This is a genomic window from Frateuria edaphi, from assembly GCF_021117405.1.
Lineage (GTDB): Bacteria > Pseudomonadota > Gammaproteobacteria > Xanthomonadales > Rhodanobacteraceae > Frateuria_A > Frateuria_A edaphi.
In genome coordinates, this window is the sequence record NZ_CP088251.1 from 1,761,001 (window position 1) to 1,782,469 (window position 21,469).

General features: G+C 70.0%; 22 protein-coding genes. 6 read left to right on the forward strand and 16 right to left on the reverse strand.

Features of this window, described 5'->3' with window-relative positions; all coding sequences use genetic code 11:
- Positions 1-37 precede the first annotated feature (37 nt).
- From LQ772_RS08365 to LQ772_RS08390, 6 genes are read right to left on the reverse strand one after another with little or no spacing between them, the layout of a single operon-like run.
- A complete protein-coding gene (locus LQ772_RS08365) occupies positions 38-517 on the reverse strand; it encodes an OsmC family protein (protein WP_231325693.1) in 480 nt (159 codons plus the stop codon).
- Positions 514-3,744, reverse strand: coding sequence for an efflux RND transporter permease subunit (locus LQ772_RS08370; protein WP_231325695.1), 3,231 nt, complete (start codon positions 3,742-3,744; stop codon positions 514-516). Before LQ772_RS08370 ends, LQ772_RS08365 begins: the two co-directional genes overlap by 4 nt.
- A complete protein-coding gene (locus tag LQ772_RS08375; protein ID WP_231325697.1) occupies positions 3,741-4,817 on the reverse strand; it encodes an efflux RND transporter periplasmic adaptor subunit in 1,077 nt (358 codons plus the stop codon). The genes LQ772_RS08370 and LQ772_RS08375 overlap by 4 nt, the downstream gene beginning before the upstream one ends.
- Positions 4,817-5,200: a DUF302 domain-containing protein gene (locus LQ772_RS08380; protein WP_231325698.1), complete on the reverse strand. Its 384-nt coding sequence runs from the start codon at positions 5,198-5,200 to the stop codon at positions 4,817-4,819. Before LQ772_RS08380 ends, LQ772_RS08375 begins: the two co-directional genes overlap by 1 nt.
- 20 nt (positions 5,201-5,220) lie before the next feature.
- Complete coding sequence (locus LQ772_RS08385) at positions 5,221-5,427, reverse strand: YgaP family membrane protein (protein ID WP_231325700.1); 207 nt, start codon at positions 5,425-5,427, stop codon at positions 5,221-5,223.
- Positions 5,424-6,725, reverse strand: coding sequence for an NAD(P)/FAD-dependent oxidoreductase (locus tag LQ772_RS08390; protein WP_231325701.1), 1,302 nt, complete (start codon positions 6,723-6,725; stop codon positions 5,424-5,426). Before LQ772_RS08390 ends, LQ772_RS08385 begins: the two co-directional genes overlap by 4 nt.
- Before the next feature lie 140 nt (positions 6,726-6,865).
- Here LQ772_RS08390 and LQ772_RS08395 point away from each other — a divergent pair, with 140 nt between their 5' ends.
- Positions 6,866-7,210: an ArsR/SmtB family transcription factor gene (locus LQ772_RS08395; protein WP_231325703.1), complete on the forward strand. Its 345-nt coding sequence runs from the start codon at positions 6,866-6,868 to the stop codon at positions 7,208-7,210.
- 105 nt (positions 7,211-7,315) lie between these two features.
- A complete protein-coding gene (locus tag LQ772_RS08400; protein ID WP_231325704.1) occupies positions 7,316-8,107 on the forward strand; it encodes a universal stress protein in 792 nt (263 codons plus the stop codon).
- A gap of 32 nt (positions 8,108-8,139) precedes the next feature.
- Here the strand turns inward: LQ772_RS08400 and LQ772_RS08405 are convergent, their stop codons facing one another.
- From LQ772_RS08405 to LQ772_RS08415, 3 genes are read right to left on the reverse strand one after another with little or no spacing between them, the layout of a single operon-like run.
- Positions 8,140-9,033, reverse strand: a complete 894-nt coding sequence (locus LQ772_RS08405; protein ID WP_231325706.1) for a ribose-phosphate diphosphokinase — start codon at positions 9,031-9,033, stop codon at positions 8,140-8,142.
- Entirely contained in the window at positions 9,030-10,565 is a 1,536-nt protein-coding gene (locus LQ772_RS08410) for a thymidine phosphorylase family protein (RefSeq protein WP_231325708.1), read from the reverse strand. Before LQ772_RS08410 ends, LQ772_RS08405 begins: the two co-directional genes overlap by 4 nt.
- A gap of 9 nt (positions 10,566-10,574) precedes the next feature.
- Complete coding sequence (locus LQ772_RS08415) at positions 10,575-11,021, reverse strand: CBS domain-containing protein (protein ID WP_231325710.1); 447 nt, start codon at positions 11,019-11,021, stop codon at positions 10,575-10,577.
- A gap of 168 nt (positions 11,022-11,189) precedes the next feature.
- Here LQ772_RS08415 and LQ772_RS08420 point away from each other — a divergent pair, with 168 nt between their 5' ends.
- Positions 11,190-11,612: a host attachment protein gene (locus LQ772_RS08420; RefSeq protein ID WP_231325711.1), complete on the forward strand. Its 423-nt coding sequence runs from the start codon at positions 11,190-11,192 to the stop codon at positions 11,610-11,612.
- Positions 11,613-11,712: 100 nt separating this feature from the next.
- Here LQ772_RS08420 and LQ772_RS08425 read toward each other — a convergent pair whose 3' ends face one another.
- On the reverse strand, positions 11,713-12,504 hold the full coding sequence (locus LQ772_RS08425; RefSeq protein ID WP_231325713.1) for a universal stress protein: 792 nt from the start codon (positions 12,502-12,504) through the stop codon (positions 11,713-11,715).
- Between the two features lie 224 nt (positions 12,505-12,728).
- Here LQ772_RS08425 and LQ772_RS08430 point away from each other — a divergent pair, with 224 nt between their 5' ends.
- Positions 12,729-13,475, forward strand: coding sequence for a response regulator (locus LQ772_RS08430; RefSeq protein WP_231325715.1), 747 nt, complete (start codon positions 12,729-12,731; stop codon positions 13,473-13,475).
- 4 nt (positions 13,476-13,479) lie between these two features.
- The gene (locus LQ772_RS08435) at positions 13,480-15,510 is read left to right on the forward strand and encodes an ATP-binding protein (protein WP_231325717.1); all 2,031 of its coding nucleotides are present in this window, start codon (positions 13,480-13,482) and stop codon (positions 15,508-15,510) included.
- Positions 15,511-15,515: 5 nt separating this feature from the next.
- On the opposite strand, the gene LQ772_RS08440 is transcribed toward LQ772_RS08435, so the two are convergent.
- The 3 genes from LQ772_RS08440 to LQ772_RS08450 form a co-directional block, all read right to left on the reverse strand.
- The gene (locus tag LQ772_RS08440; protein WP_231325718.1) at positions 15,516-16,238 is read right to left on the reverse strand and encodes a Crp/Fnr family transcriptional regulator; all 723 of its coding nucleotides are present in this window, start codon (positions 16,236-16,238) and stop codon (positions 15,516-15,518) included.
- 110 nt (positions 16,239-16,348) lie between these two features.
- Entirely contained in the window at positions 16,349-17,332 is a 984-nt protein-coding gene (locus LQ772_RS08445; protein WP_231325719.1) for a zinc-dependent alcohol dehydrogenase family protein, read from the reverse strand.
- A gap of 9 nt (positions 17,333-17,341) precedes the next feature.
- A complete protein-coding gene (locus LQ772_RS08450) occupies positions 17,342-18,169 on the reverse strand; it encodes a universal stress protein (RefSeq protein ID WP_231325720.1) in 828 nt (275 codons plus the stop codon).
- A 199-nt stretch (positions 18,170-18,368) separates the two neighbouring features.
- Between LQ772_RS08450 and LQ772_RS08455 the strand changes: the two genes are divergently transcribed.
- Positions 18,369-19,172, forward strand: coding sequence for a universal stress protein (locus LQ772_RS08455; RefSeq protein ID WP_231325721.1), 804 nt, complete (start codon positions 18,369-18,371; stop codon positions 19,170-19,172).
- Positions 19,173-19,280: 108 nt separating this feature from the next.
- On the opposite strand, the gene LQ772_RS08460 is transcribed toward LQ772_RS08455, so the two are convergent.
- From LQ772_RS08460 to LQ772_RS08470, 3 genes are all read right to left on the reverse strand, one after another.
- Positions 19,281-19,841 (reverse strand): cytochrome b, encoded by a 561-nt coding sequence (locus LQ772_RS08460; protein ID WP_231325722.1) that lies wholly within the window; start codon positions 19,839-19,841, stop codon positions 19,281-19,283.
- A gap of 76 nt (positions 19,842-19,917) precedes the next feature.
- The gene (locus tag LQ772_RS08465; RefSeq protein WP_231325723.1) at positions 19,918-20,808 is read right to left on the reverse strand and encodes a universal stress protein; all 891 of its coding nucleotides are present in this window, start codon (positions 20,806-20,808) and stop codon (positions 19,918-19,920) included.
- A gap of 10 nt (positions 20,809-20,818) precedes the next feature.
- On the reverse strand, positions 20,819-21,391 hold the full coding sequence (locus LQ772_RS08470; protein ID WP_231325724.1) for a GNAT family N-acetyltransferase: 573 nt from the start codon (positions 21,389-21,391) through the stop codon (positions 20,819-20,821).
- Between the last annotated feature and the right edge of the window lie 78 nt (positions 21,392-21,469).

The window sequence follows — 21,469 nt, forward strand, 5'->3', positions numbered from 1 at the left end:
ACCCTAGGCCCCCGGGCGCAGGCGTCGTTGATCGGGATCAACTCGCCAGCGGAGATGCCGCGCGCAAGGGCAAGGCCGCCCCGGCCGGATCGAGCACCCGCACATCGACCTCGACGCCCTGGCGCACGCTGCCGGTGACCACGCAGAAGTCCTCGAACTGCGCCAGCACGCGGTCCAGGTGCTCGAGCGACGCGGTCGCGTCGGCCAATTGCAGGTCGACCTCGATGCGCGGCACGCGCCAGCGTCCGCCCGCGTTGCGCGCGATGGTCGCGCGGGCCTTGGCCGTGATCGGCGCCGGCGTGTTGCCGAACTTGCGCAACGCGAACAGCAGGCTCGCCGCCAGGCAATTGGCTACCGCCGTGGCCAGCAGGCGCGACGGGTTGGGACCGTGGCCCTGCCCCAGTGGCGCCGTCTCGTCGGTGGCCAGGTTGGCGATCGCGGTGCCGTCGAAGCGCACGTTGAACTCGTATTCGCCCACCTGGGTCAGGCTGATTTCGACCGTCTGCGCCTCGCTCACGTCACGTCTCCTTCGATGTGCGGCGCCCGGTGCGCCAGCCATGCGTAGTAAAGCAGCGGAATCACCACCAGCGTGAGCACCGTGGACACAAGGATGCCAAAGATCAGCGATACCGCCAGGCCCTGGAAGATCGGATCGTCGATGATGAAGAAGCCGCCCACCATCGCGGCCACGCCGGTGAGCACGATCGGCTTGGCGCGCACCGCGGCCGCCTCGACCACCGCCTCGCCCAGCGGCCGCCCGGCGGCCAGCGCGTGGTTGATGAAGTCGATCAGCAGGATCGAGTTGCGCACGATGATGCCGGCCAGCGCGATCATGCCGATCATCGAGGTGGCGGTGTACTGCGCGCCGACCAGCGCATGGCCCGGCATCACGCCGATCACGGTCAGCGGGATCGGCGCCATGATGATCAGCGGCACCAGGTAGCTCTTGAACTGGCCGACGACCAGCAGGTAGATCAGCAGCAGGCCCACTGAGTAGGCCAGGCCCATGTCGCGGAAGGTCTCGTAGGTGATCTGCCACTCGCCGTCCCACTTCACCGAGGGCGCGCTGGTGTCTTCCGGCTGCGCGATGTAGTGCTGGCCCAGCCGCGCGCCGGCGACGTCATGGTCGCGCAGATCGCCGACCAGGCTGAACATGCCATACAGCGGGCTGTCGGTGGCGCCGGCATCGTCGCCGGTGACGAAAGCGTAGGGCAGCAGGTCCTTGTGGTAGATCGCCTGCTCCCAGCTGGCCGGGCGCACGCTCACCACTTCGGACAGCGGTACCAGCGCACCGTTCTGCGCGCGCACTTCCAGCGCGAGCAACTGCGCCAGCGAGGCCTGGTCGCCGGCCGGCAGGCGCAGGCGCACCGGCACGGCGTAGCGGGCGTGGCCGTCCATCAGCCAGGTGGCGTCCTCGCCGGATAGCGCGGTGCGCAGGGCCTGCGCGATGCCGGCCTGGTCCAGGCCCAGCCGTGTGGCGCGCTCGCGGTCGACCACCATCACCTCGCGCGGCGCGGCGTCCTCGACGCTGGAGTCGACGTCGACCACGTCCGTATTGGCCTTGAAGCGTTTCTCCAGCGCCAGCGCCGTGCGCCGCACCGTGTCGTAGTCCGGCCCATAGACCTCGGCGACGATCGGTGCCAGCACCGGCGGACCGGGCGGCACCTCGACGATCTTCACCGACGCGCCGTAGCGGGCGCCGATCTTCGCCAGCGCCGGGCGGATCGCCAACGCGATGGCGTGGCTCTGGCGGTCGCGCAGCGACTTGTCGACCAGGTTCACCTGCAGGTCGCCGACGTTGGCGCCGCTGCGCAGGTAGTACTGGCGCACCAGCCCGTTGAAGGTGATCGGCGCGGCGGTGCCGGCGTAGCCCTGCCAGTTGGCGACCTCCGGCACCGTGGCCACGGCCCGGGCCAGTTCGCCCAGCACCCGGTTGGTGTGCTGAAGCGTGCTGCCCTCGGGCATGTCCAGCACCACCTGGAACTCGGACTTGTTGTCGAACGGCAGCATCTTGAGGACCACCGCCTTGACCACCACCAGCCCGACCGCGGCCAGCACCAGCACGCCCATCGCGGCGAACAGCAGGCGCCGGCGACGGCGCGCCTTCTCGCCGACGATGAACGGCGTCATCACCCGCTCGAACAGGCGGTGCAGGCGACTGTCGGACGGCGCGTGGTCGCCTTCGCCTTCGCCGCCGTGCCGATGGTGGCCCAGCAGCTTGAGTGCCAGCCACGGCGTGACGATCAGCGCCACCGCCAGCGACAGCACCATGCCGGCCGAGGCGTTGATCGGGATCGGCCGCATATACGGCCCCATCAGCCCCGACACGAAGGCCATCGGCAGCAGCGCGGCGATCACCGTGAAGGTCGCCAGGATCGTCGGCCCGCCGACCTCGCTCACCGCCTCGGGGATCGCCTCGCGCAGGGTGCGCCCGCCCAGCGCCATGTGCCGGTGGATGTTTTCCACCACCACGATCGCATCGTCGACCAGGATGCCGATCGAGAAGATCAGCGCGAACAGCGATACGCGGTTGAGCGTGAAGCCCATCGCCCACGAGGCGAACAGGGTGAGCATCAGTGTGATGACCACCGCGCTCCCGACCACGATCGCCTCGCGCCAGCCCAGCGCGAACAGCACCAGCAGCACCACCGAGCCGGTCGCGAAGATGAGCTTGTGGATCAGCTTGTCCGCCTTGTCGGTGGCGGTCTGTCCGTAGTCGCGGGTCACCGTGACGTGCACGTCGGCCGGGATGGTCACGTTGCGCAGCGCGGCCAGCCGCGCGGCGATGGCAGTGGTGATGTCGGCGGCATTGGCGCCCGGCTTCTTGGCCACCGCGAGGGTGACGGCCGGTGCGTTGCCGGCCGGCCCACCGTTGCCCGCCGGCGCGCCGAACCAGACGTAGCGGCTCGGCAGGTCCGCGCCGGCATGGATGCGCGCCACGTCGGAGAGGAACACCGGCTGGCCGTGCTTGAGGCCGATCACCAGGTGGGCCACGTCCCCGGCGCTGGCCAGGAAAGTGCCGGCAGTGACTGGCACGTCGCGGTCACCGGCTACCCGGTCGCCGGCCTGGGCAACCACGTTCGCCGCCTTGAGCGCGCCGGCGAGGTCGCCGACCGCCATGCCGTAGGCGGCCAGCCGCGCGGCATCCAGTTCCACCACCACCGCGCGCGTCGGCGCGCCCAGCGTGTAGACGTCGCGCGTGCCGGACACGCGCTTCAGATCGGTCTCCAGCGTGTGCGCCACCTCGGCCAGCCGCGTGGGGTTCTGCGCCGGCGCATCGCTCCACAGCGTGATCGCCATCACTGGCACGTCGTCGATGCCCATCGGCCGGATCAGCGGCGGACCGACGCCCAGCCCGGGCGGCACGAAGTCCTGGTTCTGGAAGACCTGGTTGTACAGCCGCACGATCGCGCTCTGGCGCGGCACACCCACCTGGAACTCGACCGTCAGCACGGCCACGCCGGGCTGGCTCACCGAATAGACGTGCTTGACGCCCTCGATCTCGGAAAGCTTCTGCTCCAGCGGGAACGCCACCAGGTTTTCTACGTCGCGCACGTCGGCGCCGGGGAACGGCACCATCACATTGGCCATCGTCACGTCGATCTGCGGCTCTTCCTCGCGCGGCGTGATCGCCGCCGCGGCCAGTCCCAGCAGGAGCGCGGCCAGCGCCAGGATCGGGGTGAGCGGGGAGGCCTGGAAGGCGCGTGCGATGCGTCCGGAGAAGCCGAGCTTCGGCTCGCTCATGGCGCGGACTCGTTGCGATGCGCGCTGACCCATCGGGCGGCCGCTGCCGGGTCGAGCGCGATGCGCTCGCCGTCGTCCAGGCCCGCCAGCACCTCGACCGCGTCGCCGTAGCGCGCGCCGGTGCGCAGCTGGCGCAACTGCGGCGCGCCCTGCCCCAACACGTAGACGCCCTGCAGCTCGCCCCGCTGCACCAGTGCCGATGCCGGCACCAGCAACCGGCGCTCGCGTCCGACCGCGAAGGCGACCTTCACCGTCATGCCCGGATACAATCCGGTGTCGTCACCGGGCAGTTCCAGCCGCACGCTGAAGGTGTGCGTGTCCGGGTCGGCATAGGGAAAGACCGTCAGCTTCGTGGCGATCACGCGGCGCGCGCCATCGGCCAGCAGCACCTCGGCATGATTGAGCCGGCGGATGGCATCGACCGCGCTCTGCGGCACCTGCACGGTGACGCGAAGATCCTTCAGCGAGACCCCGGCCATCAGCGGCTGGCCCGGCTGCACCGATTCGCCCAGCTGCACGAACCGGCGCGTGACGATGCCGGCGTACGGCGCACGCACCACGGTGTAGTCCAGCTGCTGGCCGACCTCGCGCCATTGTGCCTGCGCCGCCTGCAACGCGGCCCTCGCCGCATCACGCCTCGCGCGTTCCTGGTCCAGCTGCTGGCGTGCGACGAGGCCGCGCTCGGCAATGGCCGCGACCCGCTTATACGACGCCTCGGCCTCGTCATAGGACGCCTGTGCGGCGGCGATCTGCGCCTGCGCGCGGTTGTGCGCGGATTTCTGCTCGACGTCGGTGAAGCGCACGATCACCGCGCCCTCGGGCACGGTGTCGTTGACGTCGTAGGGCAACTCGACCACGCGGCCGGCGGTCTGCGCCGACACGGTGGCCTGGTTGACGGCCTCGACCACGCCGTCCCAGGCCTGCTCGCGCGGCGCCTCCTGCAAGTGAACTACGCGGCTGGCCAGGTCCACCGGCGCGGATGACTCGCGGTGCGTCGGCGCCTCGCCGCTGCGGCACCCGGCCAGCAGCGCGATGGCGAGGGCCAGCGCGGTCAGTGGCCGGGACTGGCGCATCAGCGGGCCTCGTCGATCATCCGGCGCATCTGCGTTCCCACTTCGTTCGCGATGGACGTGAGCGCGGGATCGTCCGACAGCATGCCCAGCAGATGGTCTGGTTCGATCATGCCGATGCGGGTTTGGCCGCCTTCGGTATAGACCGAGATCCGGCACGGAAGCGCCATGTTCAACCGCATGTCCGTGGACATCACGTTTGCCGCCTGTTGCGGGTTGCATACCTCGAACACTTTGCACTCGCGCTGGAAAGGCAGCCCCTTGCCGCGCAGCGTGGCGCCGATGTCGTGCACATGGAGCACGCCAAAGCCATGGCGGCGAACGGCGGCATCCAGGTCCTCGGAGGCCTGGGCGAAAGGCTTGGGGGTTTCGGCGATGTAGTACACGACGGATGCCTCGATGGTGGTCAGCGGGAAAAGGCGGAGCCGGGCTTCAATCCGAATCCCTTGAGGATCATCGCCAGCGGACAGAAACCGGTGAACGAGGACTGCAACAGGTTGGCGCCGACGAATACGGCCAGCCACAGCCACGCCGGCGACATCCACCAGCCCAGCGCAACGGACAGCAACACCATGCTGCCGGCAAAGCCGAGCACGACGCGATCGATGTTCATGGAAGGTCTCCTTGCGAATGTTTGACAGGCGGCCGGAGCCGCTCGATGCCCAGCAGCTTGAGCACGTACTTCTCGTAGACCGGCTCGGTGTTGCCGGTGCGGATCTTGTGCAGGTAGTACTTCTCGAACGCGAGCTTGGCCAGGTGCACCCACTTGCCCTGCTTCGCCCAGGTGACGTTGCGTGGCGGAATCTGCGGCAATGCCACGAAGGCCGCGCCGGTGTCGCCCATGTCGGCCAGGCACACCGCGTTCCAGGTTGCGCGCGCATCGGGCTGGCGGCCGGCGATCTCCTCGCGCAGGTTGTGCGCAATGGCGGTGACCATCGACTCGATCATGAAGCCGGTCTTGGGCGCGCCGGTCGGCACCGGCGTGGCTTCCACCGGCGGGATCGCCACGCATACGCCGGCGGCGAAAATATTGCGGAAGCGCGGGTTGCGCTGGTGCTCGTCGATCAGGATGAAGCCGCGCGGGTTGGTTAACCCCTCGATGCCGCGCACCGCGTCCACGCCGGTGAAGGCCGGCAGCAGCATGGCGTAGGCGAACGGCAGCTCGCTCTCGCCCACCGCCACGCCCTTGGCATCGACCTCCTGCAGCCGGAGCTTGCCCGCCTCGACGCCGAGCACCTTTGCGCTGGTGATCCATCGGATCTCGCGCTGGCGCAGCTCGTGCTCCAGCAGGCCCTTCGAATCGCCTACGCCGCCCAGGCCCATGTGGCCGATGTACGGCTCCGGCGTGACGTAGGTGATCGGCACGCGCTCGCGCAGTTTGCGTTTGCGCAGGTCGGCGTCCAGCAACAATGCGAACTCGTAGGCCGGGCCGAAGCAACTGGCGCCTGCCGCCGCGCCGACCACCACCGGGCCCGGCGCGTCCAGGAATGTCTGGTAGGCCTCCCACGCTCGCTGGGCATGGTCGGCGGTGCAGACCGACTGCGTATGGCCGTCCGGGCCCAGCCCGGGCACCTCGTCGAACGCCAGCCGCGGGCCGGTGGCGATCACCAGGTAGTCGTAGTCCAGCACCTGCCCGTCGCGCAGCCGCACGCGGCTTTCGGCCGCCAGCACCTTCTCGGCGGGCACCTCGACGAAGCGGATGTCGTGGTGCGACATCGGCGCTGCGATGGGGAATCCGATGTCTTCGCGTTTGCGCGAGCCGAGCGCCAGCCACGGGTTGGACGGGGTGAAGCTGAAGCGCGGCCCGTCGCCGACCAGCGTCACGGTGTGCTCCCTGCCGAGCACGGCACGGATCTCGTAGGCCGCGGCAGTGCCGCCCAGCCCGGCGCCCAGAACGATAATGTTGGCCATGTCGATCGCTCCTGATGGTTGCCGTGGCAGGGTCGCCCCCGCCTGTCCGGTGCCGTTTGACCGGCATCAACCCTGCTGAATATTAGTTATTACTAATGTTAGAGAACACTAATATTCAGATCTGCTAAAGTCAAGCCGCCATGTCCGCCGATCCGTCACTCGATCTTTCCGCCATGCACGCCCGTGCCGACGAGGCCGCGCGCCTGCTCAAGGCATTGGGCAACCCGCAACGACTGCGCGTGCTGTGCCTCCTGGTCGATGGCGAGCTTTCGGTGGGCCAGATCCACAAGGCGCTGCCGGACCTGAGCCAGTCGGCCCTGTCGCAGCACCTGGCGCGGCTGCGCGAGGAAGGCCTGGTGAGCACGCGCCGCGAGGCGCAGTCGATCCACTACGCGCTCGAGCCCGGCCCTGCGCAGGCGGTGATCGAAACCCTGTACGGCGCCTATTGCGCGCCTTCGGCCCGGCGCAGAACCGGCCGGCGCTAGCCCCGCCGCGCGTCGCACCTGGCGACGGCCCGGGTTGATCCCGGTCAACAGCACTATTGCGCCGCCCGCGCATGCTCTGCGCACACGTCTGCGCGAGCCAGGCCAATGACCGAGCTGATCGTTACCGTGGGCGAACCCGAACGCGAGGCGCCCTTGCTGGATTACGCGTTCTCGCTGGCCCGCCAGTGGCACGCCTGGGTCACCGGGCTGTGCGTGATCCCGATCGATGCGGTGGTGATGGCGCTGCCCGATGCGGCGGGCCTGCTGGCTGCCGAGGAACGGGACGCGCTGGCCGACGAAGCCTGGTGGCAAGGGCGCTGCAAGGCGGCGGGCGTCGGCGGCGGCTGGGAGGTGGCCCGCGGCGTCTATCGCAAGGTGGTGGCCGAGCGCGCGAGCCTGGCCGATCTGGTCGTCGGGCGCCTGCCGGGTCGGCCCGCCAGCCTGCAGGATGCCTCGCGCCGGCTGGCCGAAACGCTGGTGCACGGTGGTTGCCCGATCGTCCTCGTTCCGGACGACTGGGTCGCGCGGCCGGCGATCGGCCATGTGCTGCTCGCCTGGAACGGCAGCGCGCCGGCCGCGCGCGCGGCGCGTGCGGCGCTGCCCCTGCTGCGGATGGCCGCTCGGGTGACCGTGCTCGATGGCACGCACGGCCTCGGTGGCAAAACCGGGGCGCCGTTGCGTGAGTGGCTCGCCCGTCAGAGCGTTTCGTGCGACTGGCTGCCGTTCCAGCCCCGGGGCGACGTGGGTGAGGCCATCCGCGCCGAAGCAGGCCGCCTCTGTGTCGATCTGCTGGTGCAAGGCGCCTGGGGTCGCCGGCGGACCAGCGAGCGGTTGCTCGGCGGCGCGACGCGCCATTCGCTGCGCCACAGCCGCGTGCCGCTGCTGCTCGCGCCTTGAGGGACAAAGGACGAGGCGCGGCGGATCGTCCCCTAGCCTGCCTCGACGCCGAGGGTCGCCAGGGCCTGCGCGACGCGGGCGCTGACGTCGATCGCCGCCAGTTCGCCCGGCACGGTATTGGTGGTCACCAGGCGGGCGATGCCGGCGCCGCGCAATGCCTCCCGCGAGCGACGCCCCAGCAGCCCATGCACCACCACCGCGACCGGCGCGGCCTGCGGCAGTTGCTCGCGTACGCCCCGGGCGGTGTCGATGAGCGTGTGTCCGGAGGCGGCAATGTCGTCCAGCAGCACCGGCGTGTGCCCGCGCCAGCGGGCCAGTGACGGCAGCCGCACGCTGACGTCGCGGTCTCCGCGGCGCTGCTTGCGCGCCACCACGCAGGGCGCGCCGAGCCGGTCCGCCACCGCCTGCACCCATTGCGCGCTCTCGCCATCCGGCCCGACCAGCAGCGGCGAGCGCACGTTCGCCCTGATCCACGCGGCCAGCTCCGGCGCTGCCTGGACGACCGTCGTGCGGCAGGCGAATACCTCGGCGAGGTCGTGGATGCGATGCAGGTGCGGGTCGACCGTCACGACCCAGTCGAACGCGCTGCCAAGCAGGTTGCCGATGACCCGCGCCGAGATCGCCTCGCCCGGCCGGAAGCGCGCGTCCTGGCGCATGTAGGCCAGGTAGGGTGCGACCAGGCCGACCTGCGTCGCCCCGAGTTCGCGTGCGGTCGCCGCCGCGGCTATCAGCGCGAACAGCTTGGCATCCGGCCGCTGCAGCGAGCAGGCCAGTGCCACGACGCCGCGCGGCGGCGTGGCGAGCCGCAGCAGCGATTCGCCATCGGGGAACCGGTGCAGCTCCAGCTGGCCTCGCTGCCAGCCCGTGTGGCGACACAGCGCGCGGGCAAACGCGGCGTTGCCCGGCAACGCGTACAGGAGGCTCATGGGCCGGTTCCGAGGCGGACGATGTCGGGGTGACGCGAGACGTACTCCATGGCGTAGGCAAGTTCGCCCGGGCTCTGCGCATGCAGGGTGAAGAGTGGCTGGCCGGCGGTGACCGGATCGCCCACGCGCACGTCGATCACGAGCCCGGCCAGTGGCGAGAGCGGCGCACCGGCGAGCTTGGCGGCCTGCGCGAGGCGACGATTGTCGATCGCATCGACACGGCCATCCCTCCCGGCCCCCACCGGGTGCCGGTAGGACGCGACGCCGGGAGCGCGCATGCCACCCTGGGCTTCGCAGATCGCCTGGAACTGGCGCCACGCGCGGCCGGAGTCCAGGCATTCGCGCGCCAACGCGAGCGCGTCCGTTCCCACCGCCAGGCCGCCCACCTCGATCACCGCGGCCGCGAGCGCCAGCGCGCGCTCGCGAAGATCCCGCGGCTGCACCGGCCGATCCTGCAGCACGGCCAGTACGTCGTGGGCTTCCAGTGCCGGCCCCACACCGCGACCGACCGGCTGCAGCCCGTCGGTGCGCAGCACCGTCAGTTCCAGGCCGAAGCGACCGGCCACCGCGCGCAGCATCCGCTCCAGCGTGCGCGCATGGCGCGGCTCGCGCACCTTGGCGGTCGGGCCGACCGGCACGTCGATCACCACGCGGTTGGAGCCGGCGGCGATCTTCTTGGAAAGGATCGAGGCGACCAACTGCCCGGGACTGTCGATGTCCAGCGCCCGCTCGATGCGGATCAGCGTGTCGTCCACCGGCGCCAGGTTGATCGCCCCGCCCCACACGATGCAGCCGCCGGTGCGCTCGACGGTGCGGCGCATCCGCGCGAGATCCAGATCCACGGGCGCGAGCATTGCCATGGTGTCGGCGGTGCCTGCCGGGGAGGTGATCGCGCGCGAGGAGGTCTTGGGCATGACCAGTCCCAGCGCGGTGCAGATCGCGACCACGATCGGCGTCGTGCGGTTGCCCGGCAGCCCGCCGACGCAATGCTTGTCCACGATGACCGCGCCCGGCCAGTGCAGCCGCGCGCCACTGTCGACCATCGCGCCGGTCAGCGCGACCACCTCGTCCAGGGCCAGGTGGTCATTGCTGCAGGCGGCAATGAAGGTCGCCAGTTCGAGATTCGAATAGCGCTGCGCGGCGATGTCCATGACGATCGCCCGTATCTCGGCATCGGCGAGAGTGCGGCCGTAGAGCTTCGCGCGAACGCTTGAGAGCGACTCGACGCTCGGCGGATGCGCCAGCGCCACGTGCTCGTGCGCGGCCGGTTGCAGACGCAGCCAGGCCGATTCGGACAGCCCCACCTCGTCCGGCGCCAGCGCGTCGCCGTGCACGATCGCCAGCGTCGCCATCAATCCGCGGCTGCCGACGCTCACCTGCAGCCGCGAGTGTGGCCCGAAACCCTCGCCATGGCAGGCGGACGAACCCAGCGGCAGGTAGGCCACGTGCTCGCCGCCGGTGTCGATGCCGATACGGCGCGGGCGCAGGCGTTCGCCCGAGAACGGCAGCTCCGGCAAGGGGGCGGCAGGCACGCATGGCTCCTAGAGATAGGCCCGGTCGAGCATCGGCTGGGCGTTGAGTGTCTGGTTGACCCGGTCGGCCAGCTCGGCGAGCGCCGCCAGTACGTCGTCGGTGCTCACGATGCCCACGAGCGTGCCGGCGGTATCGATCAGCGGCAGCCGGCGCACGCCGCGCTGCTGCATGGTGTCGACGATCTCGTCGATCGGCGCGTCCGGGCGGCAGCACAGCAGCGGCGCGGACATCACGCACTCCAGCGGGGTCGTGGCTGGATCGAAATGCGCGGCGATGCAGCGCGTGACCAGGTCGCGGTCGGTGACGATGCCGACCGATTCCACCCGGTCGTCCTGCTCGCGCGTCACCACCAGGCAGCCGGCCTGCTGCCTGCGCATGATGCCGGCAGCCTCGGCGACCGTTGCCGAGGCGCCGGCCTGGATGACACGCCGGGTGCCGATGTCGATTGCGCGCATGAAGGTTTCCTCGGCCACCGCGGATGGCACAGGATGACGGTTCGCACGCCCACCCGGTTGACCAGGATCAACTGGCGCGGCAGTGGCTTTGTTGACCGGCATCAATTGGCCTTCCGGCGGCCTCGCTACCCTGGCCTTGCATGTCCCTGCCCGGTCGGAGAAAGAGCCATGAACAAGACGTGGGTGCTGGTGGCCGACAGCGAGAAGGCGCGGCTCTTCGAGTACGAACGCTGCCGCGGGCCATGGTCGGAGACGGCCTGCTTCGTCAACGCCGACACCACGCAAGGGCCGCTTCCCGAGCGCCCGCCGCGGGTGCAGGAAAGCGTGGGCGGGGCACGGCACGCGATCGAACCGCGTACCGATCCGAAGGACAAGGCCGCCACGCGCTTCGCCTCGACGCTCGCCGCCGCGTTGCGCAGCGCTCACGACGAGCAGCGCTTCACCTCGCTCGTGATCGCCGCGTCCCCGCGCTTCCTGGGCACCTTGCACGGCAAACTGGACAAGTCGCTGCAGCACTGCGTGAGCCGCGAGATCGGGCGAAACCTGACCGCCCTGGACAGCGACGGCATCCGCAACTACCTGCTCGACTGATCCGTCATCCGACCGCCCCGAACCCACCGGACCCGCCCGGGGCGATGCGGCTGCCCGCTGGTGCACCAGGAGCATCGCCGCGGGCCGCGCGGCGCCCGGCTCAATGCGAGAGCAGGATCGGCCGGTCGATGTGGCTGAGCAGCGTCCGGGTCATCTGGCTGCGCCCGAAGGCGCTGGCCCAGTGGTGGCCGTAGGCGCCCATCACCAGCAGGTCCGCGCCCATGCGACGGGCGACGTCGGCGATGGACAGTTCGCGCTGGCGCGAAGGGTCGAGCGATTCCCACTGCGCCTGGATGCCGTGCCGGCTCATCCACGCCTGCAGCGGCAAGGGCGAAGGGGAGATGCCCGGCAGGCAAGCCTGCTCGCCGTCGAGCACGCAGATGTCGGTGGCCCTGGCCAGCAGCGGCATCGCGGCGCGGATGGCATTGGCCGCCTCGGCCGAACCGTTCCACGCCACCAGCACGCGCGTGGCCGTCGGCCCGTTCCAGACGGAGGGCAGCAGGAGCAACGGACCGGCGGTCTGCACCAGCGCGCGGTCGGGTTCGGGCGAGAGCACGTCACGCGCACCGCCTGCCACGGAGACTTCCAGGCAGACCAGGTCGGCCAGCCGCGAGCGCTTGGCGATGGCCGGGCCGACCTCGCCGCGCAGGACTTCCCACTCGCCTTCGACGCCCGCCTGCGTGCACTGCGCCAGCCACCAGTCGCGCCGCGCCCGCGCGCTCTGCGCTTCGGCCTCCAGCAAGGCCGTTTCGAAGGACAACGCCACGGGCGGTTGCAGCGGCAATACCTGGAAGCCGCACGCGAAGGCTTCCACGCGACTGGCCAGTGAGAGCGCCGTCGCCAGGAAGGGCCCTCCCGCATGGGGGCCGGCGTCCACAAGCATCTCGAACATGGCGGCATTCCTCGGTCGGAGCCGACACCAGCATCGCGCGAGGCGCGCCCGCCCGGTTTGACGAGGATCAACCACGTCCGTCGGGCGTTTCGACGCACCCTGGAGGCCTTCGCGCGGACTGGACCTTATCTGGTATATAGCCGGGGGTTGCGCCATGTAGCGGGTCCGCGGGCCCGCGCGGCTTCTGGCGAATGCCACGCACACCAGCATGCGATGGGGCTCTCGTGTCGGCTCAGGACCATGACAAGACCGCGTTGCTCCGGCAGGCCCACCTGCTGGTCGTCGACGACGACGTCGATGTCGCGACGCTGCTCAAGCGCTACCTCGCGGCCCAGGGTTTCCAGGTGAGCACGGTCGGCAACGGCCAGGACATGCTCGCGCTGCTGGCCACCGATTCGATCGACCTGGTGCTGCTCGACCTCGGCCTGCCCGGCGAGGACGGCCTGGAGCTGACGCGCCACCTGCACGAGCACTGGCGCGGGCCGGTGATCATCGTCACCGGACGCGGCGACTCCGTCGATCGCATCGTGGGACTCGAAGTGGGTGCCGACGACTACGTGACCAAACCGTTCGAGCTGCGCGAACTGCTGGCGCGCATCCGCAGCGTGCTGCGCCGCACCGGCGAGCGTCCGCGCCAGGCGATGTCGCGACCGGTGGTCTACCGCTTCGCCGGCTTTCGCCTGGAGTTGGACAGTCGCACCCTGGTTTCGCCCTCGGGCGAAACCGTACCGCTCACCAGCGGGGAGTTCGGGCTGCTGCGCGTGCTGGTCACCCACGCCAACCGGGTGCTTTCGCGCGACGAACTCATGAACCATCTGTACGGAAGGGATTCGGGTCCCTTCGACCGCGCGGTGGACGTGCAGGTCGGCCGCCTGCGGCGAAAGATCGAGCCCGACCCGGCCTCGCCGGTGCTCATCAAGTCGGTGCGGGGGGCCGGCTACATTTTCAGCGACACGGCACGCCCGGAGTAGCGTCATGCCATCCCCAGCCACCGGCGACGAAAGCCTGTTCCGCACGCTCTTCGAAACCGCGCCGGACGCGATGGTGGTGGTCGACGCGGCGGGCGATATCGTGCTGGCCAATCCGCAGGCGCACCGGCTGTTCGGCTACGCCCCCGGCGCGCTGGTCGGCCTGCGGGTGGAGAACCTGATGCCCGAAGCCGCGCGGGCCGCGCATGTCGTCCATCGCGCGGGCTACATGGCCCATCCCCGGGTGCGCCCGATGGGTGCGGGCTATGAACTGATCGGCGTGCGCAGCGACGGCGCCACCTTCCCCATGGAAATCGCGCTGAGCCCGGCAGGCAGCGGACGATATTCCGCCTCCATCCGCGACATTTCCGAAGCACACCGCACACGACAGGCCCTGCGGCGTGCGCAGCGCGACGGCTACCTGGCCGAGTTGGGCCGACTGATGCTCGAGGCCGGCAACGATGGTTCCCTGCGCGTGTCGGTGTCCGATCTGATCGCCCGGGCGTTGGGCGTCGACGCCGTCGCCGTGGCGGTGGGCTTGGCCGGTGGCAAGGCGCTGCCGATCCGCTCGGCGGCCGGCCTTCCGATCGATGCGCTCGACGCCCTGGGCGATGCTTTCGCGCGCGACGGTCTCGCGGCGCGGCTTGGCGAAAGGCAGCCGCCGGGCGTGTGGATGCTGTCGGACGGCCCCGCCGAAGCATTGCCTGCGCTGCGTGCCGCGCTCGCCGTGCATGGGTTCGCCGACGCGGCAATCGTGCCGCTGCTGGACCGTCACGAAGCCACCGGTGCGTTGCTCGCGCTCGTCCGGAAGCCAGGCGAGTGGGATGGCGATCAACTGGGTTTCCTGCAATTGGCGGCCAACATGCTGGCTGCGGCCGTCCTGCGCGGCCGCAGCCAGGAACAGCTCGCTCACGCCCAACGGCTCGATGCTTTGGGCCAGCTGACCGGCGGCATCGCGCACGACTTCAACAACCTGCTGACCGTGGTCTCGGGCAACCTGCAGATCCTTGACGCCGAGTACGGCGAGGTGGCCGATGCGCGCGAGCTGATCGACGGTGCTTCGCGCGCGGTCGACCGCTGCATCAACCTGACCCGCAAGCTGCTGGGCTTCTCGCGCCGCCGCTCCTTGACGCCGCGAGGCGTGCGGCCGCATCAGATCTTCGACGAGCTGGGCGAGATGCTGGCGCGCACGCTGGGCGCGCGCATCCACATAGCTCTGGACTGTCCCGCCCACGTCCCGGCCGTGTATGCCGATCCGGGCGAACTGGAGACGGCGCTGGTCAACCTCGCGATCAATGCGCGCGATGCGATGCCCGAGGGTGGTTCGCTGCGCATCAGCGCCCGCGCGCGCGCGATCGGGCCGAACGAGGCGGGCGCCCTTCGTCCGGGCCGGTACGTCGTGTTCCTGGTCGAAGACAGCGGCAGCGGCATGACGCAAGACGTGCTCGACCATGCGCTGGAACCGTTCTTTACCACCAAGGAGGCCGGCAAGGGCAGCGGCCTGGGGCTGAGCATGGTCTACGGCTTCGTCAAGCAATCGGGCGGACGCGTGACCATCGGTAGCCAGCCCGGTCGCGGCACGCGCGTGGAAATCCTGCTGCCGACTGCGCCGGCGGAAGACGAGACCGGCGAGGCCCGCACGCCCGGCAGCGTCAATCCCGGGCACGCACGGGTGCTGGTGGTCGAGGACGAGCCGGGCGTGCGCAAGGTCGCCGTCCGTTTCCTGCATGCGCTCGGCTACGACACGCTGGAGGCCGGGAACGCGGAGCAGGCGCTGGCGCTGCTGCGCATCGACCGCGGTATCCAGTTGCTGTTCTCGGACGTGGCGCTGGGCAACGGCACCAACGGTTTCGAGCTGGTGCGCGAGGCCCGCCGTCTGCGCCCCGCACTGCCGGCACTGCTGACTTCCGGGTACGAGCGTTCCACCGAGGGCGCCGACGAGGCGCTGCAGAGCGGCGTAGGCCTGTTGCGAAAGCCCTACCGCCGGGAACAATTGGGAGAGGCGCTGGCGCAGGCGCTGGAAGGGCGCTCGGGCTGACTGCCTCAGTGGATAGTCGCACCCTGCCCGGCCATGCGGCGCAGGCCGTCCGTATCGAGCAGCCGGATCTCGCGTCGCTGCACGTCGATGCACTGCAGCCGGTCGAGCCTGGACAGCGCGCGGGTCACCGTCTCGTGCTTGATCCCCAGGAAACTGGCGATGTCGGCGCGGCCCATGCGCAGCAGGAAATGGCGCGGGCTGAAGCCCAGCCGCATGTGGCGCTCGGCCATGTCCAGCAGGAAGGCGGCCACGCGCTGCTCGGCGGTGAGCGTGCCCAGGGCCAGCATCCACGCGCGGTCGTTGCGGATCTCCCCGGCCAGTGCCGCGGTCAGCCGGATCTGCAGCTCGGGCATCTGCAGGCAGGCGTGCAGCACCGGCGGGTACGGCAGCTCCCAGATCTCGCTGTCGTCCAGCGCCACCACGTCGCAGGCGTAGTGCGCCAGGCCGATGGACTCGACGCCGACCAGGTCGCCGCGCATGCGGAAGCTGGTCACCCGCTCGCGGCCATCCTCGGAAAGCTCGCAGGTCTTGAGGAAGCCCGCGTGCACCAGGTAGATCGCATGGAACGGTTGCCCGGCCCGGTAGACATGCTGGCCGGGTGCGAGCTTGCGGCGCAGCACCTGCACGTGGCGCGAGAGCTGTTCGACGTCGATGGGCCCGGCCGCAGCCATTCCTTGCTGCACGGGCACAGGAGCGGGCATCGGGATATGGGTGGCAAGGGCGTTCATGGCGGTCTTCCCGGATCTGGCGACGGGTCCACGTTAGCCATCCATTGCCACAAGACGACGTCGGTCGCGCAACCCTGTGTAACGGTCCGTAACGGTCTTGCCGGCGACAGTTACGGCACCAGGACGGCGGCGCCGTCGAGCCTGCCGTGGCGCAGGTCGTCGAGCGCCTCGTTCGCCGCTTCGAGCGGGTAGCGCCTCGTCGTGGCGCACACCCCTGCCCTGGCGGCTTCGGCGAAGAAGGCAGGGGCGTCCGCGCGGGTCAGGTTAGCCACTGAAACCAGCTCGCGTTCCTCCCACAACAGCCGGTAGGGAAACCCCGGGATGTCGGACATGTGGATGCCGCCGCACACCACCCGGCCGCCCTTGCGCACCGCCTTCAACGCGACCGGCACCAGCTCGCCGGCAGGAGCGAAGATGATCGCCGCATCCAGCGGCTCCGGCGCAGTCGCGTCGGCGTCGCCCGCCCATGCCACGCCCTGCGAGCGGGCGAAGGCCTGCGCCGCCAGGTCCCCGTTCCGGGTGAACGCGTACACCCGCCGCCCCTGGTGTCGCGCGACCTGCGCCAGCAGGTGGGCGGCTGCGCCGAAACCGTAGATGCCCAGGACGCGCGCCTGTCCCGTCCGGCAGAGCGCGCGCCAGCCGATCAGCCCCGCGCACAGCAACGGCGCGGTCGCGACCGGATCGGCGTCCTCCGCGAGCGGAATGCAGAACTCGGCACGCGCGACGAGGTGGCTGGCGAATCCGCCGGGCCGGGTGTAACCGGTGAAGCCCGGCGTATCGCACAGGTTCTCGCGTCCGCAAAGGCAGTACTCGCAAGTGCCGCAGGTCGAGCCCAGCCAGGGCACGCCCACGCGCTGGCCAGGGCCGAGCTGGTGCACGCCCTTCCCGATCCGGTCGATCCGGCCGACCACTTCGTGTCCGGGTACGACCGGCGTGGCTATCGCAGGCAGCTCGCCATCCACCACGTGCAGATCGGTGCGGCATACGCCGCAGGCTTCCACGCGCAAGCGAATCTCGCCGGAGCCCGGCTCCGGGTCGGCCGCCTGCCGCAGCACGAGCGGCTCCCCCACGGCTTCGAGCACCATCGCGCGCATGGACGAGACTCAGTGGCGGAACAGCACCGGCAACCGCGCATGCCACAACACATGCCGCGTAGCGCCACCGAGCGCCCACTCACTGAACCGGCTACGGCCATAGGCGCCCATCACCAAAAGATCAGCGTGGAAGCGATCCGCCTGTTCGAGCAGCGCCTCGCCGGCGTCGTGCTCGTTGGTGAGCAGGTCCTGCGAACGGGCGCGGATGCCGTGGCGCTGAAGATAGGCGTCGATGTCGAACGGCGGCTTCCAGGTCACGTCGTGGAACGTTTCCTTGGGCGCGCCGCGCAGCAACACCACCTCGTCCGCCCGCTGCAGCAACGGCAAGGCCGAATGCACGGCGCGGATCGCCTCGGGCGCGCCATTCCATGCGATGGCCACGCGCGACAAACCGACGCCACGCACCGGCTGGGGCGGCACCACGATGCACGGCAGGCCCACCGCGAGGATCAGCGCGGCCAGGTCGGTGGGCGATGCCCAGGTCCGCATCGGATCGCGTTCGAGCACCAGCAGGTCATGCCAGCAGGCGATCTGCACCAGCGCGTCGGACAGGATGCCCTGCCCCACTACCCACGCGGCGTGCTCGATGCCCATGGCGCTGGCCCAGCTCACGAATGGACGCTCGGCCGCCAGCGCGCTGGCCTCCAGCGTGCGTGCCGTCTCCAACACCGCCTCGATCAGTTCGGGCGTGCTGAAGCTCGGCGTGGCATAGAGCGGCGAGGGGTAGATGTATGCGCCTGTGACCGACGCCTGCATCAGGGTCGCCAGCTGCGTGCCGTACTGGACGCCTCGGGACCAATCCTCGTAGTTGAGCGAGTTGATCAGGATGTCGTACATGTCGGTGGCTCCGTGTCGCGCCGCGGGGGGGTAGCGGTTGGCATTGCGGCGACACTAGGCCAGCGGCCGCGGCGCGAGGTGATGCAGGTCAACTGCACGCGTGTCGCTTGCTTCGCGCGGTGCTGACCTGGATCAAATTCGTCCTCGGGCGTTGGCGCACGCTTCGCCAGCGGGTCGGCCCGCGATCGAGGAGTCTGCCGTGCGCGATATCGTGGTCCATAGCCCGGGATACCGGACCTGGCATGGCAGCGTGCGTTACGCGGCGCAACTGGCCGTCTCGATGCACGCCACGCTGACCGGCCTCTTCATCGCACCGCGCAGCGGTACGGTGCCCGGGCCAGCGCAGCTCGCCGCGGAGATGGCCGCCTATGCGCAGGACGACCTGCACCAGGCGATGCTCGCCGGGCGCGATTTCGCGGCATGGGCGGGCCAGTTGGGGGTCACCGATACGTACTGGCAGGTCGCGATCGGTCAGGCGCCCGACGCCCTGGCGACAATCGGCGACTGGCACGATCTGCTGGTGTTGCAGGGTAATGCGTCACCGGGATTCCCGGACGAGCGGTTGGTCGCCGAGGCCTTGCTTTCCGGTGCCACCTGCATCGCCGTGCCCGACGCCAACCACGCACCCGGCCCCGTGGTACATGCGATGGTGGCGTGGAACGGCTCGACTTCATCCAGCCGTGCACTGCACGCCGCGCTGCCCCTTCTGCGCGGCGCAAAGGTCGTCTCCCTGCTGCAACAGGCTGCCGTTCGCGACGGCGGCAGACTGCCGGATGCGCTCGCACACCTGCGCGCGCATGGCGTCCCCGTCGCCGCGGTCGAAACCGTCACCGGCACGGACGAGGACGCCAGCGACCAGGTACTGGCCTACGCCAGCGATACGCGGGCAGACCTGATCGTCATGGGCGCCAGCGGACGCCCCCGTCCGGGCGAACGTCCCCTCGGCTCCACCACCGGCGCCGTGCTGGCGCGCAGCCGCCTGCCGGTATTGCTGAAGCACTGAAGCAGTCTTTTCGCGTGCACGGCTCCTGCAGGCACGCGGCGATGTGCGACCGCACCGGCACGATGATGCCGCGCGATCGCGCACAGGATGCGCTCCTGCGGTTGCATTTCACTCGTGGCCGTGGCGCGGCAGCATGCGCAGCAGCGTGTTGTCCCGCATGAAGTAGTGATGGAACAACGCGGCGGCGGCGTGCAGGCCGATCAGGTAGTAGCCGGCGGTGCCGATGGTTTCGTGGATCTCTTCCAGGCTGTGGCTGAGCGCACGGTCCGGCGCGGCCAGGGGCGGCAGTTGCATGCCGAAGAACGGCACCGGTTCGTTTTCCGTGCTCAGGATGAGCCAGCCGAGCAGCGGCATCGCCACGAGGAAGGCATACAAGGCCAGGTGCACCAGGCCAGCCAGCCGTTGCTGCCAGCGCGGCGGCGGCGGCTGGATCGGTGGCGTGCGCCCGGCCAGGCGGAACGCCAGACGCAGGAAGACCAGTGCGAACGTGGCCAGTCCGAGCATGTAATGCCAGGTCGCCAGCGCCTGGCGGGTGTCGCTGCCACGGGGAAATAACTCGCGCAGTTCGATACAGGCGTAGACGCCCACCAGCAGCGCCAGCGTCAGCCAGTGCACGCCGATCGACAGGCCGGTGTAGCGCTCACCGGCGGGTTTGCCCTGTTTGCTCATGTGAAGTTTCCTGTTCGTGTTGATCTGTCGCCTCGTGCGATGCGCCGCTTCCATGTGCACCGGCGATGGGATGGCCTCAGTGCTGGAGGAAGATCGGGATCTGCGCGTGTTCCAGCACGTAGCGCGTCGCGCAGCCGATCGCCCGTTCGCGCATGCGCGAATGGGCGAAGGCGCCCATCACGATCAGGTCGGCACCGACCTGATCGGCTTTCTTCAGCAGGGCCGCGCCCGCGGTGCGCGCCGGTACGCCCACGCACATCGGGTCCGCTTCGATGCCATGGCGGGCCATGTACACGAAAGGCTCGAAGTGCGGGAGATAGCACTCGCCCTCCGGGCTGTGCGGGCGGCCGCCATCGAGCAGCACCACACGCCGCGCGCCCTGGAGGAAAGGCAGGGCCGCATGGATGGCCCGGGTGGCCTCGGTGCTGCCGTCCCATGCCACCAGCACGCGCTGGAATGGTTTTTCGCGGCTCCAGCCGGGGGGCAGGATCAGGCTTGGCAACCGGCAGGTCAGCAGCACTTCGCCGAGCAGCTCGGTCAGGGCTTCGGCCTCGACGAGGTCGCGTTCCAGCACGGCCAGGCTGTGCCACGCGCCCAGTTCGCGCAGGACGCGCGCAAGCCCGGTGTGCGCCACCACCCACGAGGCGTGCGGCACGCCGCAGGATCGCGCGAAGGCGCGGAAGGCGTCCCCTTCCTCGAAGTCCTGCACGGAGGTGTCCAGCAGCAGGCCCATCACGGACGGCTCGCTTTCCGGACCGCGCAGCATCCGCAGCGACTCGTCCACGAAACAGCCCGTGAGCAGGCTGTGCCAGCGTGCGGCCAGCGTCGCGGCCACCTGCACGGCGGGATTCCAAGGAGAGGTCGTCGTGGCGATCGCCACGATGTCCGACGGTTGGTTAGCCACCGGCAGCGTGGGCCTGGCGGCACCATCGGGCACGCGGTTCTGGGCATGGACTACCGCATTCATGGCGCGCTCCTCACAAGGCCAGCGTATGGATGACCTGGGTGGAGTCGCTCGGATCGAGCGCGCGCTCGAACCCCAGGTAGGCGGCGAGCTCCTGCATCGCCCGGTTGTCCGCCGAGTCGACCGAATACATCGTCTTGAATCCGTGCTGGCGGGCCATGTCGATCAGGTGGCGCATCAGCGTCACGGCCAGCCCGCGGTGGCGCCAGTGTTCGGCCACGGTGACGGCGCATTCGCAGCGCGTGCGGTCCCCGTTGGTGCTGTAGCGGCTGATGCCGACCTCGCGCAACGTGCCGTCCTCGTGCGCCAGCGCGACGAAAGCCATGCGGTTGTCGTAATCGACGTCCATCAGCTGGTCGACCAGCGCCGGGCTCGCTTCGCGGAAGCTGCACATGAAGCGCAGGCGCTTGGCGTCCGGCGACATCGCGCGCAGGAAGTCTTCCTCGCGTTCGCGGTCATCCGGGCGCAGCGGCCGGATCAGCACCACGGTGCCGTCGCGCAGGTGGTCGATCCAGTGCGTTCCCTCCAGCAGCACGGGTGGGCTGGCGTTGGCGGGGGAAGGAATCCCGGTGGGTAGCGTGGCCATGGGCGAACCTCGTCGCGTGTGATACCCCTGTGCGTTCATTGGCGCATGCCGTCAACCGGGCCGGATTGATCCTCGTCA

What these genes read in the sequence shown, in the direction of transcription:
- LQ772_RS08370 (WP_231325695.1), bottom strand. Translation starts at nt 3,744, where the DNA reads ATGAGCGAGCCGAAGCTCGGCTTCTCCGGACGCATCGCACGCGCCTTC.
- LQ772_RS08375 (WP_231325697.1), bottom strand. Translation starts at nt 4,817, where the DNA reads ATGCGCCAGTCCCGGCCACTGACCGCGCTGGCCCTCGCCATCGCGCTG.
- LQ772_RS08385 (WP_231325700.1), bottom strand. Translation starts at nt 5,427, where the DNA reads ATGAACATCGATCGCGTCGTGCTCGGCTTTGCCGGCAGCATGGTGTTG.
- LQ772_RS08390 (WP_231325701.1), bottom strand. Translation starts at nt 6,725, where the DNA reads ATGGCCAACATTATCGTTCTGGGCGCCGGGCTGGGCGGCACTGCCGCG.
- LQ772_RS08395 (WP_231325703.1), top strand. Translation starts at nt 6,866, where the DNA reads ATGTCCGCCGATCCGTCACTCGATCTTTCCGCCATGCACGCCCGTGCC.
- LQ772_RS08400 (WP_231325704.1), top strand. Translation starts at nt 7,316, where the DNA reads ATGACCGAGCTGATCGTTACCGTGGGCGAACCCGAACGCGAGGCGCCC.
- LQ772_RS08405 (WP_231325706.1), bottom strand. Translation starts at nt 9,033, where the DNA reads ATGAGCCTCCTGTACGCGTTGCCGGGCAACGCCGCGTTTGCCCGCGCG.
- LQ772_RS08415 (WP_231325710.1), bottom strand. Translation starts at nt 11,021, where the DNA reads ATGCGCGCAATCGACATCGGCACCCGGCGTGTCATCCAGGCCGGCGCC.
- LQ772_RS08420 (WP_231325711.1), top strand. Translation starts at nt 11,190, where the DNA reads ATGAACAAGACGTGGGTGCTGGTGGCCGACAGCGAGAAGGCGCGGCTC.
- LQ772_RS08425 (WP_231325713.1), bottom strand. Translation starts at nt 12,504, where the DNA reads ATGTTCGAGATGCTTGTGGACGCCGGCCCCCATGCGGGAGGGCCCTTC.
- LQ772_RS08435 (WP_231325717.1), top strand. Translation starts at nt 13,480, where the DNA reads ATGCCATCCCCAGCCACCGGCGACGAAAGCCTGTTCCGCACGCTCTTC.
- LQ772_RS08440 (WP_231325718.1), bottom strand. Translation starts at nt 16,238, where the DNA reads ATGAACGCCCTTGCCACCCATATCCCGATGCCCGCTCCTGTGCCCGTG.
- LQ772_RS08445 (WP_231325719.1), bottom strand. Translation starts at nt 17,332, where the DNA reads ATGCGCGCGATGGTGCTCGAAGCCGTGGGGGAGCCGCTCGTGCTGCGG.
- LQ772_RS08450 (WP_231325720.1), bottom strand. Translation starts at nt 18,169, where the DNA reads ATGTACGACATCCTGATCAACTCGCTCAACTACGAGGATTGGTCCCGA.
- LQ772_RS08460 (WP_231325722.1), bottom strand. Translation starts at nt 19,841, where the DNA reads ATGAGCAAACAGGGCAAACCCGCCGGTGAGCGCTACACCGGCCTGTCG.
- LQ772_RS08465 (WP_231325723.1), bottom strand. Translation starts at nt 20,808, where the DNA reads ATGAATGCGGTAGTCCATGCCCAGAACCGCGTGCCCGATGGTGCCGCC.
- LQ772_RS08470 (WP_231325724.1), bottom strand. Translation starts at nt 21,391, where the DNA reads ATGGCCACGCTACCCACCGGGATTCCTTCCCCCGCCAACGCCAGCCCA.